General features: G+C 66.2%; 14 protein-coding genes. 7 read left to right on the plus strand and 7 right to left on the minus strand.

Annotated features, from left to right (window positions below):
- Position 1 precedes the first annotated feature (1 nt).
- From ACU8YE_RS11555 to ACU8YE_RS11585, 7 genes are all read left to right on the plus strand, one after another.
- The gene (locus ACU8YE_RS11555; protein WP_446928745.1) at positions 2–1,774 is read left to right on the plus strand and encodes an acyclic terpene utilization AtuA family protein; all 1,773 of its coding nucleotides are present in this window, start codon (positions 2–4) and stop codon (positions 1,772–1,774) included.
- A gap of 14 nt (positions 1,775–1,788) precedes the next feature.
- Entirely contained in the window at positions 1,789–2,943 is a 1,155-nt protein-coding gene (locus tag ACU8YE_RS11560) for an acyl-CoA dehydrogenase family protein (RefSeq protein WP_446928746.1), read from the plus strand.
- A gap of 44 nt (positions 2,944–2,987) precedes the next feature.
- Entirely contained in the window at positions 2,988–3,875 is an 888-nt protein-coding gene (locus ACU8YE_RS11565; protein ID WP_446928747.1) for an SDR family oxidoreductase, read from the plus strand.
- Entirely contained in the window at positions 3,862–5,481 is a 1,620-nt protein-coding gene (locus tag ACU8YE_RS11570) for an acyl-CoA carboxylase subunit beta (RefSeq protein WP_446928748.1), read from the plus strand. The genes ACU8YE_RS11565 and ACU8YE_RS11570 overlap by 14 nt, the downstream gene beginning before the upstream one ends.
- A 60-nt stretch (positions 5,482–5,541) precedes the next feature.
- Complete coding sequence (locus ACU8YE_RS11575) at positions 5,542–6,699, plus strand: acyl-CoA dehydrogenase family protein (protein ID WP_446928749.1); 1,158 nt, start codon at positions 5,542–5,544, stop codon at positions 6,697–6,699.
- Positions 6,700–6,702: 3 nt separating this feature from the next.
- On the plus strand, positions 6,703–8,697 hold the full coding sequence (locus ACU8YE_RS11580; protein WP_446928750.1) for an acetyl/propionyl/methylcrotonyl-CoA carboxylase subunit alpha: 1,995 nt from the start codon (positions 6,703–6,705) through the stop codon (positions 8,695–8,697).
- A 102-nt stretch (positions 8,698–8,799) separates the two neighbouring features.
- On the plus strand, positions 8,800–10,386 hold the full coding sequence (locus ACU8YE_RS11585) for an AMP-binding protein (RefSeq protein ID WP_446928751.1): 1,587 nt from the start codon (positions 8,800–8,802) through the stop codon (positions 10,384–10,386).
- Positions 10,387–10,392: 6 nt separating this feature from the next.
- Here the strand turns inward: ACU8YE_RS11585 and ACU8YE_RS11590 are convergent, their stop codons facing one another.
- The 7 genes from ACU8YE_RS11590 to ACU8YE_RS11620 form a co-directional block, all read right to left on the minus strand.
- Entirely contained in the window at positions 10,393–11,070 is a 678-nt protein-coding gene (locus tag ACU8YE_RS11590; protein ID WP_446928752.1) for a TetR/AcrR family transcriptional regulator, read from the minus strand.
- Between the two features lie 61 nt (positions 11,071–11,131).
- Positions 11,132–12,085, minus strand: a complete 954-nt coding sequence (locus ACU8YE_RS11595; protein ID WP_446928753.1) for an MBL fold metallo-hydrolase — start codon at positions 12,083–12,085, stop codon at positions 11,132–11,134.
- Between the two features lie 12 nt (positions 12,086–12,097).
- Positions 12,098–12,364 carry a DUF1289 domain-containing protein gene (locus ACU8YE_RS11600; RefSeq protein WP_446928754.1) on the minus strand — a complete coding sequence of 89 codons (267 nt, stop codon included), beginning with the start codon at positions 12,362–12,364 and terminating at the stop codon, positions 12,098–12,100.
- 10 nt (positions 12,365–12,374) lie between these two features.
- Positions 12,375–12,875, minus strand: coding sequence for a YbaK/EbsC family protein (locus ACU8YE_RS11605; protein ID WP_027678443.1), 501 nt, complete (start codon positions 12,873–12,875; stop codon positions 12,375–12,377).
- Between the two features lie 22 nt (positions 12,876–12,897).
- Positions 12,898–13,827, minus strand: coding sequence for a hydroxymethylglutaryl-CoA lyase (locus tag ACU8YE_RS11610; protein WP_446928755.1), 930 nt, complete (start codon positions 13,825–13,827; stop codon positions 12,898–12,900).
- Position 13,828: 1 nt separating this feature from the next.
- Positions 13,829–14,770, minus strand: coding sequence for a 2-hydroxyacid dehydrogenase (locus tag ACU8YE_RS11615; RefSeq protein ID WP_446928756.1), 942 nt, complete (start codon positions 14,768–14,770; stop codon positions 13,829–13,831).
- 108 nt (positions 14,771–14,878) lie between these two features.
- Positions 14,879–16,903, minus strand: a complete 2,025-nt coding sequence (locus ACU8YE_RS11620; protein WP_446928757.1) for an acetyl/propionyl/methylcrotonyl-CoA carboxylase subunit alpha — start codon at positions 16,901–16,903, stop codon at positions 14,879–14,881.
- Positions 16,904–17,521 lie beyond the last annotated feature (618 nt).

Consider the following 17,521-nt stretch of genomic DNA (forward strand, 5'->3'; position numbering starts at 1 on the left):
CATGCGCAAGGACACCGTTTCCATCGGCGGAGCCAGCGGTTTCTGGGGCGACAGCGTGACCGGGCCGCTGCAACTGGTGGCCTCGGGCCGCCTCGACTTTCTCGTCTTCGATTACCTGGCCGAGCTGACCATGTCGCTGCTGGCCAGCGCGCACATGAAAAACCCCGAGCAGGGTTACGCCACCGACTTTGTGAGCGTGGCGATGCGCGCGGTGCTCAAGGATGCGCTGGCGCAGAACATCCGCATCATCGCCAACGCGGGCGGCGTGAATCCGCGCGGATGCGCGGCCGCGCTGCAGGCGTTGGCCGCTGAGCTGGGCGTGAACGTGCGCATAGCCGTTGTGGAGGGCGACGATGTCACGCCGTTGCTGGCCGCGCTGCGCGACGAAGGTGTGCGCGAGCTGCAAAGCGGCCGCCCCTTACCCGACAAGGTGGTGAGCGCCAATGCGTACCTCGGCGCGTTGCCGATCAAGGCAGCGCTGGATGCGGGCGCGCAGGTGGTCATCACCGGGCGATGCGTCGACAGCGCCGTCACGCTCGGCGCGTTGATGCATCACTTCGGCTGGGCTATCGACGACTACGATCGGCTCGCCGCCGGCAGCCTCGCCGGGCACATCCTTGAATGCGGCTGCCAGGGGGCGGGCGGACTGCACACCGATTGGGAAGCCGTGCCCGACTGGGCGCACAGCGGCTACCCGATCGTCGAATGCGGGGCCGACGGCAGCTTCATCGTTACCAAGCCCGACGGCACGGGCGGGCTGGTGACGCCTGCGACGGTGGGCGAACAGCTGCTCTACGAAATCGGTGACCCGGCGCGCTACGTGCTGCCCGATGTGGTGTGCGACTTCACGCAGGTGACGATGACGCAGGTGGCCGAGCATCGCGTCGAAGTGCGCGGCGCACGCGGCCTCGCGCCCACGCCCGACTACAAGGTGAGCGCAACGTATGCCGACGGCTATCGCGCGACAGGTCAGCTCACCGTCGTCGGCATCGACGCCGATCGCAAGGCGCATCGCACGGCCGAGGCGATTCTGGAGCGCACGCGCGGCCTGTTCCGCCAGCTTGGCCTGCCGGACTACAGCGCAACGCATATCGAGACGCTCGGTTCGGCGTATCTGTTCGGGCCGCATCAGCCGAACGTGCCGCGATTTGAATCGGTGATGTGGCTGGCGGTGACGCATCCAAACAAGCAGGCGTTGGAACTGTTCGCGCGCGAAATCGCCCCGGCCGGCACGTCGTGGGCACCGGGCACGACAGGCGCAGGTGGGCGGCCAAGCGTGGTGCCTGCCATCAAGCAATACGCTTTTCTGATCGACAAGGCGCGCGTGCAGGCGCGCGTGACGCTGCTGGGTGGCGACAGCATCGACATCGCCGTGCCGACGGGTGGCGCCGCGCTTGAACCGTCCGCTGCGGCGCAGGCCTCCGTTGCATTGCCCCCTGGCCCAACGCGCGAAGTGCCCCTCATCGACCTCGCCTACGCGCGCAGCGGCGACAAGGGCGACACGTCCAATATCGGCGTCATCGCGCGTCGGCCTGAAGACCTGCCGCTGCTGCGCGCGCAATTGACGGAAGACGCCGTCGCCGCGTACCTTGCCCACGTCGTGAAGGGGCGTGTAACGCGCTACGACCTGCCCGGCATCCACGCCCTCAATTTTGTGTGCGAGCAGGCGCTGGGCGGTGGCGGCATGGCGTCGCTGCGCAACGACCCGCTCGGCAAGGGCATGGCGCAGGTGCTGCTGACGATGCCGGTGCGTGTGCCGGTCGACCATTCTTGATTGACGAGGCGATCATGCTCTCAGGTCTGCTGCCGTCTGCCCGCTTCGACGCCGATCACGAAACGTTTCGTGAGACCGTTCGTCGCTTTGTCGACAAGGCCGTGATGCCAAACATCGACGCGTGGGAAGAGGCCGAGACGTTTCCGCGTGCGCTGTACCGCGAGGCGGCCGATCTCGGTTTGCTCGGCATCGGTTTCCCCGAGGAATACGGCGGCACGCCGGGCGACCTGTTTCTTGAACTGGCGATGATCGAAGAGCTGACGCGGGCGGCCAGCGGTGGCCTGCTCGCTTCGCTGTTCAGCCACACGATCGGCGCGCCGCCCATTGTTGCCGGGGGATCGGCCGAGCTGAAGGCGCGCGTGTTGGCGGCGATTCTGTCGGGCGAGAAGATCAGCGCGCTTGCCATCACCGAGCCTTCGGGAGGCTCGGACGTCGCCAACCTCAGCACACGCGCGGTGCGCGACGGCGATCACTACATCGTCAACGGCAGCAAGACCTTCATCACCTCCGGCATGCGGGCGGATTACATCACCGTGGCGGTGCGCACAGGCGGTGCGGGCGCGGGCGGCATCTCCGTGCTGCTGGTGGAGGGCGATACGCCGGGCCTGTCCCGCACGCCGCTCAAGAAGATGGGCTGGTGGTGCTCCGACACCGCACAACTGCACTTCGACAACTGCCGCGTGCCGGCCGGCAACCTGCTCGGCGCGGAAAACCGCGGTTTCGAGCTGGTCATGCGCAATTTCAACCACGAACGCCTGGCGCTGGCAATGCAGGCCTACGGCCTCGCGCGCACATGTCTGACCGAAGCCGTGGAATGGGCCACCCAGCGAGAGACCTTCGGCAAGCGCCTGGTGCAGCATCAAGTCGTGCGGCAGAAACTGGTGGCGATGGCCACGCGCATCGAAGCCACGCGCGCCTTGCTTGAAGACCTGATGCGGCGCATGCAAGCCGGCGATGCGCCGGTCGCGCAGCTGTGCATGCTGAAGAACTTCGCCACGCAGAGCCTGCAGTTCTGCGCCGACACGGCCGTGCAACTGCTTGGCGGCATGGGCTTCATGCGTGGCACCAGGTCGGAGCGCATCTATCGTGAAGTGAAGGTCTACATGATCGGCGGCGGCGCGGAGGAAGTCCTCAACGACCTTGCCGCGCGCCAGCTCGGCTGGGTCTAAGGGCCTAAGGACCCAAAGCGCATTCAGCATTCAGGGAGAGAACCATGTATCGCTCAGTCTTTCGACCGGGGCTGTTCCAGGGGCAGGTGGCCGTGGTGACGGGCGGCGGCAGCGGCATTGGCCGGTGCACGGCGCATGAGTTGGCGTCGCTGGGTGCGGCGGTCGCCTTGGTGGGGCGCAATGCCGAGAAGCTTGCCGCCGTGCGCACGGAGATTGTCGAAGCCGGCGGCACCGCGCACACCTACGTTTGCAACATCCGCGACGAGGCTGCCGCGCAAGGCACCGTCGCGCAAATCTACGGCGAACACGGCCGCATCGACGCGCTCGTCAACAACGCGGGCGGACAGTTTCCGGCGCCGCTCAAGGATATTTCCGCCAAGGGCTGGGAAGCCGTTGTGCAGACGAACCTGACCGGCGGCTTCCTGATGGCGCGCGAGTGCCTGAACCAGGCGATGCAGCAGCGCGGCGGTGCCATCGTCAACATCGTGGCCGACATGTGGGGCGGCATGCCGAACATGGGCCACTCCGGCGCAGCGCGTGCGGGCATGGTCAACTTTACGGAGACGGCCGCGTTCGAGTGGGCGCAGTACGGCGTGCGCGTGAACGCGGTGGCGCCGGGCTACGTGGCGTCGTCGGGCATGGATGCGTATCCGCCGTGGATGGCCGAGACCATCCGCAGCATGCCTTCGACCGTGCCGCTTGGGCGCTTTGCCACCGAGGCGGAAGTGTCGTCGGCGATCGTGTATCTGCTCTCGGAAGCCGCGGCGTTCATCACCGGCACGACGTTGCGCGTGGACGGCGGCCGGCCGAACGTGCGGCCAGGCGCACCCATGCCGGCACCGCGTCATGGCGCTGAGCCGTTCAACGGCTTCCACCTGGCCGTGACGCCCAAGGTGCTGCAAGGCGAGGAGGACCGCAATGCCAGCGCTTGAATCGCGCATCGTGCCGCAGAGCGACGCGTATCGGCAGAACCATGCTGCCCTCACGGAGCGCGTCGGCCAGTTGCGCACGCTGGAGAACCGCACGCGCGACAAGTCCGAAGCCTCGCGCGCGCGCTTCGAGCAACGCGGGCAACTGCTACCGCGCGACCGGCTTGGCCGCCTGCTCGACGCCGGTGCGCCGTTTCTGGAGCTGTCTACGCTGGCGGGTTTTTGCCTCGATCACGCCGACCCGGCGCGCTCCATTCCTGGCGGCGGCTTCATCGCGGGTATCGGCTGGGTGAGCGGCGTGCGCGCGATGATCATCGTCGATGACGCGGGCATCGATGCAGGCGCCGTGCAGCCGATGGGCATCGAGAAGTTCCAGCGCGCGCAAGCCATTGCGCTGGAGCAGAAGCTGCCGTTCATCCATCTCGTCGAATCGGCCGGCGCCAACCTGCTGACGTATCGCGTGGAGACCTTCATCCACGGCGGCAGCGGTTTCTACTGGCTCGCGCGGCTGTCGGCGGCGGGCATTCCGGTGATCAGCGTGGTGCATGGGTCGAGCACGGCGGGCGGCGCGTACATGCCGGGCCTGTCGGACTACGTGGTGATGGTGCGCGACAGGGCGCGCGCGTTCCTCGCTGGTCCGCCGTTGTTGAAAGCGGCCACAGGCGAGATCGCCACCGAAGAGGAACTGGGCGGTGCCGAGATGCACGCCACCACCTCGGGCCTTGCCGAATACCTGGCTGAAGACGATGCGGATGCGCTGCGCATCGCGCGCGAACTTGTGGCTGCGCTCGACTGGAACCGCGATGTGCCGGCAGTGGATCGGCGCTACGTGCCGCCGCGCTTTGATGCGGAGGAATTGCTCGGCATAGCGCTGAGCGATCACCGCAAGCCGCTGGACATGCGCGAGGTCATTGCCCGCATTGCCGATGGATCGGACTTCCTGGAGTTCAAGCTCGACTACGGCCCAGGCACCGTCACCGGGCACGCGGCCATCTGCGGCATGCGCGTTGGCGTCATCACGAACAACGGGCCGCTGGACCCGGCGGGCGCCACCAAGGTGGTGCACTTCATTCAGGCGTGCTGCCAGTCCGATACGCCGCTGCTGTACCTGCAAAACACCACCGGCTTCATCGTCGGCAAGGCGTCGGAGCAGGCCGGCATGATCAAGCACGGCTCGAAGATGATCCAGGCCATGGCTAACGCTACCGTGCCGCGCATCACGGTGCATTGCGGTGCGTCGTTCGGGGCGGGCAACTACGGCATGTCGGGGCGCGGTTTCTTTCCGGATTTCTGCTTCAGTTGGCCCAACGCCAAGACGGCCGTGATGGGCGCCGAGCAGGCCGCCGGCACCATGGCGACCGTCATGGCCGCCAGCATGCAACGCAAGACGCAGACCGTCGACCACGACGCCATCGAAGCGATGCGCGCCAAGGTGATCGACACGTTCGAGCGGCAGTCCGACGCGTTCACCGTCTCGGGCCGCCTGCTGGACGACGGCGTGATCGACCCGCGCGACACGCGCAAGGTGCTCGCCTGCGTGCTGTCCGTCTGCGACGAGGCGCGCAGGCGAACGCTGCATCCGATCCAGTTTGGCGTTGCGCGCCCGTAGCGCCATCCCGAAATCCATACACGAACTGCCGAGCACAACAGGACAACGGAGCGAGACACCATGCACTTCACCCACGAACATCAGGAACTGCAGCGCAACCTGAAACGCTTCATCGACAGCGACATCAACCCGTACGTGGATGAATGGGAAGCGGCGGAGATGTTTCCCGCCAAGCAGCTCTTCAAGAAGATGGGCGAGCTGGGCTTTCTCGGCATCGCCAAGCCGTCCGAGTTTGGCGGCCTGGGCCTCGACTATTCATATGCAATGGCGATGGCCGAGACGCTGGGGCACATCCACTGCGGCGGCGTGCCGATGGCGATTGGCGTGCAGACCGACATGGCGACGCCCGCGCTTGCACGCTTCGGTTCGGACGAACTGCGCGCACAGTTCCTGGCGCCCGCGATCAGCGGCGATGCGGTGGCCTGCGTGGGCGTGTCGGAGCCGAGTGCGGGCTCCGATGTGGCGAGCATCAAGACCACCGCGCGCAAGGACGGCGACGACTACATCATCAACGGCAGCAAGATGTGGATCACCAACAGCTTGCAGGCCGACTGGATGTGCCTGCTGGCCAATACGTCCGATGACGCGGCCCACCGCAACAAATCGCTCATCATCGTGCCGATGAACACGAAGGGCGTGTCGGTCGGCAAGAAGATCCGCAAGATCGGCATGAATTCGTCGGACACGGGCCTCATCTACTTTGACGACGTGCGCGTGCCCCAGCGCTACCGCATCGGCGAGGAAGGCAAGGGCTTCACGTACCAGATGCTGCAGTTCCAGGAGGAGCGCCTGTGGGCCGCGGCAAGCAGCCTGGCGACGATGACGATGTGTATCGACACCACCGCCGAGTACGCGCGCGAACGCAAGCTCTTCGGCGCCAGCCTGCTCGACAACCAGTGGGTGCACTTCAAGCTGGCCGAGCTGAAGACGGAGGTGGAAGCGCTGCGCGCGCTCACGTATCGCGCCTGCGACTTGTACATCCACGGGCAGGACGTAACGGAGCTGGCGTCGATGGCCAAGCTCAAGGCCGGGCGGCTCGCGCGCATCGTGCCCGATGCCTGCCTGCAGTTCTGGGGCGGCATGGGCTTCACGTGGGACAACCCGGTCTCGCGCTATTACCGCGACGGGCGCCTGGGCTCGATTGGCGGCGGCGCGGACGAGGTGATGCTCGGCATCATCTGCAAATACATGAACACGCTGCCCGGCAAGAAGAGCTGAACGATGGCCGCCCCGCATGCTGCCTTCCGCTCGGTCCTCATCGCCAACCGAGGCGAGATCGCTTTGCGCATCATGCGCACGGCGCGTCGCCTTGGCATGCGCACCGTTGCCGTGTATTCCGACGCTGACCGCGATGCGCCGCATTGCCGCGCGGCCGATCTGGCGTTGCCGATTGGCGCATCGCAACCGCAGGCGTCGTACCTGAACATTGCGGCGTTGCTGGAGGCGGCGCGCAAGTCGGGTGCGCAGGCGGTCCATCCGGCCTACGGCTTCCTCGCGGAGAGCGACGCCTTTGCCAACGCGTGCGCAGACGCGGGCCTCGTCTTCATCGGCCCACCCGCAGATGCCATCCGCGCGATGGGCAACAAGGCCGGTGCCAAGCGCCTCATGGAAGCCGCCGGCGTGCCCTGCGTGCCGGGCTACCAGGGCGAAGATCAATCCGCCGAGCGCATGGCGGAGGAAGCCGCACGGATCGGCTATCCGGTGATGATTAAGGCGGCGGCCGGTGGCGGTGGGCGCGGCATGCGGCGCGTCGAGCGGGCGGACGAGTTTGCGGCGGCGCTGCAGTCTGCGCGTTCCGAAGCGGAGAACGCGTTTGGCTCGGGCGAGTTGATCCTCGAAAAAGCCATCGTCGAGCCGCGCCATATCGAGATTCAGCTGTTTGCCGATACGCATGGCAACGTGGTTTACCTCGGCGAGCGCGATTGCTCCGTGCAGCGTCGGCATCAGAAGCTGATCGAAGAATCGCCGTCACCCGCGGTGTCGCCCGAGTTGCGCGCGCGCATGGGTGCGGTGTCGGTGGCGGCGGCACGCGCCATCGGCTACGTGGGCGCGGGCACGCTGGAATTCCTGCTCGCCCCGGACGGCGCGTTCTACTTCATGGAGATGAACACGCGGCTGCAGGTCGAGCATGCCGTGACCGAAGCGATCGTCGGCGTCGACCTGGTCGAGTGGCAGTTGCGCGTGTCGCTGGGCGAGCCGTTGCCGCTGGCGCAAGACGCCATCGATGCACGCCGTGCACAAGGCGGCCACGCCATCGAAGTGCGGTTGTGCGCAGAAGACCCGCAGCAGAATTTCCTGCCGCAGAGCGGCACCGTCGCCCGCTGGCGTGCGCCGCAGGATGTCCGCACGGACCATGCATTGGCCGATGGGCTCGTCGTTTCGCCGTACTACGACTCGATGCTCGCCAAGATCGTCGCGCATGGCACCGACCGCGCTGACGCATGCCGGCGTCTTGCGCACGCCTTGGACGATTGCCTGCTGCTTGGCTTGCCAACCAACCGGGCGTTTCTGCGCGATTGCGTGGCGCATCCGGCGTTCCTTGGCGGCGATGTGTCCACCGCGTTCATCGAGCGGCATTTCCAGGCCCCGATGCGCCAGTCTGCCGTACCCGATGCAGCGGTCTGCCAGGCGGCCGCCGTGCTGCTCACGCACTTGCGCGAAGGCGCCGCACGCCGCTACCCCGCAGAACTACGCGGCTGGGCCAGCAGCCGCACATACCCGAGGCTGTGCCGTTTCACGCTCGACGGTGAAGCCATCGACATGCGCCTGCGTGCGCTCGGTGCGCAGCAATGGGAACTGACCTGGGACGGCGGTGCCGCGCAGGCTGCGCTTGTGTCTGAGGGCGACGGTCACCTCACGCTCGCGCTGGGTGACACATGCCACGCGGTGGACTACGCCCTCACCCCGGCTGCGTGCCACTTCGTGCTGAATGGCATCGAACACACCGCCGTCGACACCACCTACGCCAAGGCGGAGCGCAGCGGCGCACAAGCGGGCAGCGGCCGCATCAGCGCACCGATGAACGGTCGCGTCGTTGCCGTGCATGTGGCCGAAGGGGAGGCCGTCTGCGCCGGTCAGGTGCTGCTGGTGGTGGAGGCGATGAAGATGGAGCACAGCATTGCCGCGCCGCTCGCAGGCGAGGTGAGGGGGCTGTTCACCCAGGTCGGGGCGCAGGTTGCGCCCGGCGGGTTGCTGATGGAGATTGCCGCGGCCTGACGGCTGCGTTGCCGTTCCTGTTCATCGTTTCGTCGTGCAATTCGTGCGGTCAATGCGGTCAATGCGGTCAATGCAGTCAATGCAGTCCACAGGAGACGTCCCATGTCCGAAGCCACGCCAGACACCACGCTTGAAGCCAACCTGCTGAACCGGGTGACGCTGGGCGATACGTTGCATCGCAGTGCACGCAAGTTCGGCGCGAAAGTCGCGCTGGTCGATGGCCCGCGTCGCATGACGCATGCCGAGCTCAACGCAGACAGCAATCGCTATGCGCACGCGCTGCTTGCAAGCGGCCTCATGCCTGGCGACAAGGTGGCGATGCTCTGCGGCAACTCGGCGCAGTTTCTGGTGGCCGCGTACGGCATTCTCAAGGCGGGGCTGGTGTGGGTGCCGATCAACGCGATGCTCGGACCGGATGACGTGCGCTACATCCTCGAACATGCCGAGGCGCGGCACGTGGTGATCGACGCGGCGCTGTACCCGGCGCTGCGCGACACGCTGAATGCACTGGGGCTCCCGGCGCACCAATGCTTCGGTGAACCTGTGACAGGCGGGCCGCAAACCGTGGAGCAAGCGCTGCAAGGCCACGCCGATACGCTGCCCGCCGTCGTGATCGACGACCGCGATCTCGCGCTCATCATGTACACCAGCGGCACGACCGGGCGGCCAAAGGGGGCCATGCATTCGCACCGCTCGGTGCATGCCGCGCTGATGTCCAACGTTGCCAGCCTGAATCTGAACGAGACCGACGTGTTCTCGTGCCTGCTGCCGATGTTCCACTGCGCGCAGTTTGCGACGGCCGCATCCGCGATGATGGTGGGCGCCACGCTCGTCATCCAGCGCGGCTTTGATCCGGCGGCGCTGCTCGACGCGATTGCCGGCGAGCGCATCACGCAACTGTTCGGCCTGCCGCTCATGTACGCCGCGCTGCTGCACCATCCGCTGCGTGCGCAGCGGGATCTCTCCAGCCTGCGCCTGTGCCTGTATGCGATGGCGCCGATGGCCAAACCGCTGCTCGAACGCCTGATTGCCGAGGTGTGCCCCAACTTTGCCCTCGGCTCCGGGCAGACGGAGATTTTTCCGATGACGATGTACTTCGCGCCCGACCAGCAACTGCAACGCACCGGAAACTACTGGGGCCAGCCCTGCATGGTGAACGAAGCGGCGGTGATGGACGATCAAGGCAATCTGCTCGGCCCGAACCAGTTGGGCGAGATCGTGCACCGCGGCCCCAACGTCATGCTCGGCTACTACAAGGACCCGCAGGCCACCGCCAACGCACGCCGCTTCGGCTGGCACCACACAGGCGACCTCGGCATGTGGGATGCCGACGGCCAGCTTCAGTTCAAGGACCGCATCAAGGACATGATCAAGACCGGTGGTGAGAACGTGCCTTCGGTCAAGGTGGAAGAAGTGTTGCTGCGGCACCCGGCCGTGGCGAACGCCGCAGTGGTCGGCTTGCCGCACGCGCACTGGGTGGAAGCGGTGGCGGCGTTTGTCTGCCTCAAGCCCGATGCCCAGGCCGACGCCGCCGCGCTGCAGGCGCATTGTCGGGCGCATCTCGGCAGCTTTGAGGTGCCCAAGCACATCGCCGTGGTCGACAAGCTGCCCATGACGGCGACGGGCAAGATCCAGAAGCATGTGCTGCGCAGCGCCAATCAGACGCTGTTCCAGAGCGATGCGCGCTAAGTAGGGCTAAGCCGTCGGCTGAGGCGGCGTACGCAGGATGAACAGCACCGCCTGATCGGCGAGCGTGTCAATGCTGATGCCCGCGCCAGCCTGATACCACTGCGCCGTCCAGTTGAGCGCACCGAACATCAGCAGGCGATCGACAGGCGTCGGGTGCGCCCATTCGCCCGAAGCGCGCAGGCGGTCGATCACGCGCGTCCAGATGTCTTCGTAGCGATCCTTGAGCGCGATGATGCGTTCTTGCGCCTGCGCGTCGAGCGAGCGCCATTCGTACAGCATCACCGGAATGAAATCCTGGTGGGGCGCAAGGATCGTGTAGAGATGCGCGCGCACGAGTTGGCGCATCGCCTCGCGCGGCGGCAGATCGTCGATATCGATGGCTTCGATGTCCGCCAGCGCCACGGTCAGGCCGTGTTCGATCACCGCCTGCAGGATGTCCTGCTTGGTCTTGAAGTGGTAGAACCAGCTGCCTGCATGCACGCCCGTGGCGGCGGCAATGTCGCGCACCGTGGTGTTGCCGTAGCCCTTCTCGCGGAACAGCCGGGCCGATTGCTCGATCAACGCGCGGCGCAAGCCCTCGTTGGCATCCTGCGCAGGACGGCCGCGCTTGCGGCGCGGCGCTTCCGCTTCAGTGGCGGCTTCAGTGGCGGATTCGGGCGGACTGGATGTGGCGGGTTTCGGCATGCCCAGGCGAAGAGAAGAGGCGTCGCTGCATTGTAGCGGGGCACAGCCACCGCGCAGCACGTCAATCGCGGTTCAGGATGCGGCCATGTTCGACGGTGGCGGCGCCTGCCTTGACCAGCGCTGCGATCGCGGCATCCACCAACGTTTCCATTGATTGGCTTGCGAAGAAGCGCGCCTGCAGGCGCGGCATCAGCGTGGTCTGCGTGAACCACGCAAACAGCGCGTCGTGCGACAGCGCCTGCTGCTCCAGCAACTTGAACTTCACCAGCACGCGGATGGCGTGCAGCGCGTTGCGTTCAGGGTCTGCCCGCAGATACGCAAGCCGGCCCAGCGATGCATCAATCGCGGCGTTGACGCTGGTAAACGGCCGGCCGTGCCCGGGAATCACCACGCGCGCGTCGAGCTGCGCGATGCGCTCAAGAATGGCCTGCTGCTCGGCAAAGCCGCTCTCGCCTTCAAGCTCGGGAAAGATCACGCCAAAGCCGCGTTCCCACAGTGCGTCGGCGGAGATCAACACACGCGTGTCGGGATTGAACAGGATGATCGCGTGCGGGTCGTGCCCGGGTGCGCTGATCACCTGCCAGTCGAAACCGCCCAGGCGCAGCGTCATGCCGTCAGCGAGGCCCGCGTCGGCATCGCTGTTGGGCAACGTGAAGCGCGCGCACTCCTGGCCTGTGGGGCCGTAGCTGAGGGCGTCGATGTCCCAGCGCCGCACGTCGTCGATCTGCGCGGCGGGCACGCGCGTGTGGCTGCCGTAGATGGTCTGCAGCGCCGCATTGCCGCCGCAGTGATCCGAGTGCAGGTGCGTATTCAGCAGGCGGCGCAGGGGCCGTCCCTGCAGCGCGTGCTTCACCAGCGCAACGGTTTGCGGGGCGTGCGTGAGATAGCCCGAATCCACCAGCGCGCAGCCGCCATGCGCTTCGTCGTCGAAGAAAAGGATGTTGTTGGACGACAGCCAACCGCGCTCGAACACGCGCATCGAATCAGGCAGGGTGATGATGTCGTGTTCGGCCATGGTGATGGGCGCTTAGGCGCTGGGCGCGTCGTTGAGCCAGGCGCAGGCGCGCTCGGGCAAGGTTTTCCACACGGCCAGGCGAGCCGCGTCGTTCATGGTCGACCACGCGGCAATCTCGTCGATCGTGCGCATGCAGCCGATGCACAGGCCGCGCGCGTCGTCCATCTTGCAGACGCTGATGCACGGCGACGACACCGGCTGTGCGCGCTCCGCCTGCTGGCGGCTGTTGCGCAACTTGCCGAGCGACAGCTTCAGTTGCGCGCGGGTGCAGGCGTCCATGCTTGGGCGATCAGTCGCGCTGGGCGATGTCGGCCACGGGCGCGCCGGTCATCGCTTCCAGTTCGGCAGGCGTGAGGTTGAACACGGCATGCGGGTGGCCGGCCGCGGCCCACACGCTGTCGTACTGGAACAGGTCTTGGTCGAGCAGCATCACGGGCTTGACCGCATGGCCGACCGGACATACGCCGCCGATGGCGTAACCGGTTTTCTCGCGTACGAACTTCGCATCGGCCTTGGCCAGTGCGCCCACGTGCGCGGAAACCTTTGCCTCGTCGACACGATTGGTGCCGCTGGCGATCACCAGCACCGGCACGTCGTCTTCAGCACGACGGAAGATGATCGACTTGGCAATCTCCGCCACCGAGCAGCCGAGGCCGGCAGCCGCTTCGGCAGACGTTTTTCCGGTGGCCGGCAGCATCACGATGGCTTTTTCGTAGCCGAGCGTGCGGAGGTGGTCGGCCACGCGTTGAGCGGATTCAGGCAGCGGCGCGTTCGTATCGGTAGCGGTCATCGTCGTTGTGCTTGGTGGGGTTTCAGATGCAGGCCTGGGCGATCTGGTCCTGCAGCTTGAGTAGCAGCGCGCGGCCTGCACGTGACGCCGTGGGGCGGCCGATGGCTTGCGAGATGAAGTCGCCCGCCAGCACCACCTTGTCCAGGTCGATGCCGGTGCGGATGCCCAGGCCGTGCAGCAGGTACAGCACATCTTCCGTGGCGACGTTGCCGGTCGCGCCCTTGGCATACGGGCAGCCGCCCAGCCCTGCCACCGATGCGTGGAAGATGGCGATGCCGACTTCCAGGCTGGCGAGGATGTTGGCCAGTGCCTGGCCGTACGTGTCGTGGAAATGACCCGAGAGGCGGTCGATCGGAAAGGTCGCCGCGGCGGCTTCCATCACGGTTTTCACCTGCCCGGCCGTGCCCACGCCGATGGTGTCGGCAATGTCGATCTCGTCGCAGCCCAGATCGGCCATGCGCTTGATGACATCCACCACCGACGACACCGGCACCTCGCCCTGATACGGGCAGCCCAGCGAACACGAGATCGACCCGCGCACGCGAATGCCCGCATCCTTGGCCGCCTTGGCCACCGGCACAAAGCGTTCGATCGACTCCGCAATCGAGCAATTGATGTTCTTCTGCGCAAAGGCCTCGCTGGCGGCGCTGAAGATCACGATCTCATCCGCGCCCGCTGCGGCCGCGCCTTCGAAGCCCTTCATGTTGGGCGTGAGCACGGAGTACAGCGTGCCGGGCCGGCGCTGGATGCGGGCCATCACGTCGGCGCCGTCGGCCATTGCCGGCACCCACTTGGGCGACACGAACGACGCGGCTTCCACATTCACGAAGCCCGCCTCGGACAGCCGGTTCACCAGTTCGACCTTGGTGTCGGTGGAAACCGGCGCCTTTTCGTTCTGAAGACCATCGCGCGGGCCGACCTCGATCACTTTCACAAATTTCGGGAGTGCCATCTCAATAACCTCGTTGCAGATCGACGATGCCGGCAATCGGCTCGCCCGCTTCCAGCGCGCGGATCTTGCGCGCGATCTGGGCAATGCTGACCTCGCGCAGCGTCAACGCCGAAATGTGCGGCGTGATGTGGATGCGCGGTTCGGTCCAGAAAGGGTGGTCGGCCGGCAGCGGCTCGGTGCGGAACACGTCGAGCGCGGCGCCTGCAACATGCCCGCTGCGCACGGCGGCCAGCAGGTCGTCTTCCACCAGATGCTTGCCGCGTGCCACGTTGACGACGAACGCGCCCGGCGCGAGTTGAGCCAGCAGTTTCGCGTCGATCACGTTTTCGGTGTCGGCCGTCAGCGGCAGCACGTTCACCAGCACGCGCGTGCCCGCCAGGAAGCCCGGCAGTGCGTCGCTACCGGCCCGGCAATCGACGCCGTCGACGAGCTTGGCGGAGCGGCTCCAGCCGCGCACCGGAAAGCCGAAGCCTGCCAGCGTCTTGGCGATGTGCGTGCCCAGCACGCCCAGGCCGAGCACACCGACGACGAACTCGTCGCGGTTGAATGGCTTGAGGAAGCGCCACATCTTGGCTTGCTGCTGACGCTCGTATTCATCGAGCCGGCGGAAGAAGCGCAGCACGGCGTGCGTGACGTACTCGCCCATCTGCGCGGCCATGCCGGCGTCGTCCAGCCGGACGATCGGCAGGCCTTCGGGAATCGCATCGGGCGATTGCGCGCGCAGGCCCAGGATCGCATCGACGCCCGCACCGAGGTTGAACACCGCGCGCAAATCCGTGCGGCCGCGCAGCATATCGGCGGGCGGCTGCCAGACCACGGCGTAGTCAGCATCTTGCGCGGCGCCTTGCTCCCATACCGACAGCCGCGCCTCTGGCAGCGCATGCGCAAAACCGTCGAGCCAGGGTTGGGGCTTGCCGTCGGGCGTGTAGATCTGGATGTGCATGTGGGGCGACTTCAGTGCGGGTAGTTGACGTATACGTCAAGCAGTGTAGCAGGGGCCGCCAAGGCGCGTGGCGGCCCCGTTGAGCGTCATTCGGGTGTCATTCCGATGTCACTCCGCCGGCTTGAACGCCAGCAACTGCACACCCTCCGTCACCTGATCGCCCACGCCATACAGCACCGATTCGACAACGCCGTCGGCGGGTGCGGTGAGCGTGTGCTCCATCTTCATGGCTTCCATGACGACGAGCGGCGCGCCCTTGGTGACGGTCTGCCCCGGCGCGGCCAGCACGGCGATGACCTTACCAGGCATCGGCGCGGTCAGCTTGCCGCCTTCGTCGTCGGCTTCGCCAGCATGGGCGAGCGGGTCGTGACGCTCGAGCGTCCAGTGCGCGCCGCCGGTGAAGACGTGGAACGTGTCGCCGTCGAGATGCACCTGGCCGGTCGCCTTGTGCGAGCCCAGCGTGACGGTGAAGGTGTCGGCGTGGCGCTGCGAAGTGAAGGGCGCTTCATGGCCGTTTGCTTTCAGCCGCGAGCCGTCGCGGCCGTAGACGAGCGTGGCGTCGACGGCCTGGTCACCGTGCGAGAAGCGCAGCGTGCGCTCAGCCGCGCCGTTCAGGCGCCAGCCGCTGCCGCGCGCCCACGGCGAATGCGGATCGCGCGTGTCGGTGCGCAGGCTTCGCGCCTCGCGGGCGAGCAGCGCAGCCACAGCCAGGGCGATGGCGTCTTGCGGCACGTCCGGCGCTGCCGGGAACAGCGTGTCGTGATTGCGTGCGATCAGGCCGGTATCCAGATCGGCGGTCGCAAACGGCTTCGATGCGACAAGGCGGCGCAGGAAGGCCACGTTGGACGACAGCCCCACCAGGTGGAAGCTGCCCAGCGCCTGCAGCATGCGCGCGAGCGCCTCTTCGCGATCACGGCCCCAGACGATGAGCTTGGCGATCATCGGGTCGTAGTAAGGGCTGATGGCGTCGCCTTCTCGCACGCCAGCGTCGATGCGCACGGCGGCGGGTTCGCCATTGGCCTGCGCGCCCACGGTAAATTCCACCGCAGCCGGCGTGCGCAGCACCTTCAGCGTGCCGATGGAGGGCAGGAAATCGCGGTCGGGGTTTTCTGCGTAGATGCGTGCTTCGAGCGCGTGACCGTGAATGTGCAGTTCGTCCTGCGTGCGCGGCAGCGGCTCGCCGGAGGCGACGCGCAATTGCCATTCGACGAGGTCTTCACCCGTGATCATTTCAGTGACCGGATGCTCGACCTGCAGGCGCGTGTTCATCTCCATGAAGTAGAACGTGCCGTCTTCATCGACGATGAACTCGACCGTGCCGGCACCCACGTAGCCCACGGCGCGTGCGGCCGCCACGGCGGCTTCGCCCATCGCGCGGCGGCGGTCCAGCGTCATGCCGGGGGCGGGGGCTTCTTCCAGCACCTTCTGGTGGCGGCGCTGCACGGAGCAGTCGCGCTCGAACAGGTAGACGGCGCCGCCGAAGCTGTCTGCGAAGACCTGGATTTCGATGTGGCGCGGCCGCGTGAGGTACTTCTCGATCAGCACGCGGTCGTCGCCAAAGCTCGATGAGGCCTCACGCTTGACCGAGGCCAGCGAGGCTTCGAACGCATCGCCCGATTCCACCACGCGCATGCCCTTGCCACCGCCGCCGGCGCTCGCCTTGATGAGCACGGGATAGCCGATGCGATCAGCCTGCGTGCGCAGGAATGCGGCGTCCTGGTTGTCACCGTGGTAGCCGGGGACGAGTGGCACACCGGCTTTTTCCATCAGCGCCTTGGCCGCGCTCTTGCTGCCCATCGCTTCGATGGCTGAGGCCGGCGGCCCGACGAAGATGATGCCGGCGTCTGCGCAGGCCTTGGCGAAGGCTTCGTTCTCCGAGAGGAAGCCGTAGCCGGGGTGGACGGCTTGCGCGCCCGTGGCGCGCGCGGCTTCGAGGATGCGATCGGCGCGCAGGTAGCTGTCGCGGGCGGCGGGCTCACCGATGTGGATGGCTTCGTCGCAGGCCGAGACGTGGCGGGCGTTGGCGTCGGCATCGGAGTAGACCGCGACCGTGCGGATGCCGAGCTTGCGGCAGGTGGCGGCGACCCGGCAGGCGATTTCGCCTCGGTTGGCGATGAGGAGCTTGGTGATCATGGTGTTGTTACGTCTCCTGGTTTTGGTTTTGCACTTGTGGTGCATCCTTTGTTTCATCCCCTGCCGGGGCGGGCGGTTGTGGTCCATCCCTGTTTCGTACCCTGCCGGGCACGACTCACTTTTCTTTGTCTTGCCAAAGAAAAGTAAGCAAAAGAAAGGCGCGCCCGAGATGGCGACACCCTCCTTGAATTTTCGTAACCGGGCGGAGACGGGAAAAACTCGCTGCGCTCAAACAGTTTCCCGTCTTGTTTCCGCCCGCTTACGAAAATTCAAGGCGCCATCTAGGGCAGGAACTTCAACGGCCAAACCGTTGGTGTGCATGCTCTGTCAGGCCCGTGTTTGTTGCTGTATTGCCGTTTGCTTCGCTCCGCGTCTTGCCGCGTATTCACTACTGCGTTTGTGCTCCGATGGTGTGGCCGTTGGAGCCCTAGATGGCGCCTTGAATTTCTGTTGCAGAGAGGAAAAAGAGGGGAGGCCTGTCTGAGCGAAGCGAGTTTGCCTCCCCTCCCTCTCTGCGACATAAATTCAAGGAATCTTTCGCCATCTTGGGCGCGCCTTTCTTTGCTTACTTTCTTTGGCAAGACAAAGAAAGTGAGTCGGCCCCGGCAGGGGACGAAA

It is taken from the genome of Ralstonia sp. VS2407 (assembly GCF_052950655.1).

What these genes read in the sequence shown, in the direction of transcription:
- ACU8YE_RS11555 (WP_446928745.1), top strand. Translation starts at nt 2, where the DNA reads ATGCGCAAGGACACCGTTTCCATCGGCGGAGCCAGCGGTTTCTGGGGC.
- ACU8YE_RS11560 (WP_446928746.1), top strand. Translation starts at nt 1,789, where the DNA reads ATGCTCTCAGGTCTGCTGCCGTCTGCCCGCTTCGACGCCGATCACGAA.
- ACU8YE_RS11565 (WP_446928747.1), top strand. Translation starts at nt 2,988, where the DNA reads ATGTATCGCTCAGTCTTTCGACCGGGGCTGTTCCAGGGGCAGGTGGCC.
- ACU8YE_RS11570 (WP_446928748.1), top strand. Translation starts at nt 3,862, where the DNA reads ATGCCAGCGCTTGAATCGCGCATCGTGCCGCAGAGCGACGCGTATCGG.
- ACU8YE_RS11575 (WP_446928749.1), top strand. Translation starts at nt 5,542, where the DNA reads ATGCACTTCACCCACGAACATCAGGAACTGCAGCGCAACCTGAAACGC.
- ACU8YE_RS11580 (WP_446928750.1), top strand. Translation starts at nt 6,703, where the DNA reads ATGGCCGCCCCGCATGCTGCCTTCCGCTCGGTCCTCATCGCCAACCGA.
- ACU8YE_RS11585 (WP_446928751.1), top strand. Translation starts at nt 8,800, where the DNA reads ATGTCCGAAGCCACGCCAGACACCACGCTTGAAGCCAACCTGCTGAAC.
- ACU8YE_RS11590 (WP_446928752.1), bottom strand. Translation starts at nt 11,070, where the DNA reads ATGCCGAAACCCGCCACATCCAGTCCGCCCGAATCCGCCACTGAAGCC.
- ACU8YE_RS11595 (WP_446928753.1), bottom strand. Translation starts at nt 12,085, where the DNA reads ATGGCCGAACACGACATCATCACCCTGCCTGATTCGATGCGCGTGTTC.
- ACU8YE_RS11600 (WP_446928754.1), bottom strand. Translation starts at nt 12,364, where the DNA reads ATGGACGCCTGCACCCGCGCGCAACTGAAGCTGTCGCTCGGCAAGTTG.
- ACU8YE_RS11605 (WP_027678443.1), bottom strand. Translation starts at nt 12,875, where the DNA reads ATGACCGCTACCGATACGAACGCGCCGCTGCCTGAATCCGCTCAACGC.
- ACU8YE_RS11610 (WP_446928755.1), bottom strand. Translation starts at nt 13,827, where the DNA reads ATGGCACTCCCGAAATTTGTGAAAGTGATCGAGGTCGGCCCGCGCGAT.
- ACU8YE_RS11615 (WP_446928756.1), bottom strand. Translation starts at nt 14,770, where the DNA reads ATGCACATCCAGATCTACACGCCCGACGGCAAGCCCCAACCCTGGCTC.
- ACU8YE_RS11620 (WP_446928757.1), bottom strand. Translation starts at nt 16,903, where the DNA reads ATGATCACCAAGCTCCTCATCGCCAACCGAGGCGAAATCGCCTGCCGG.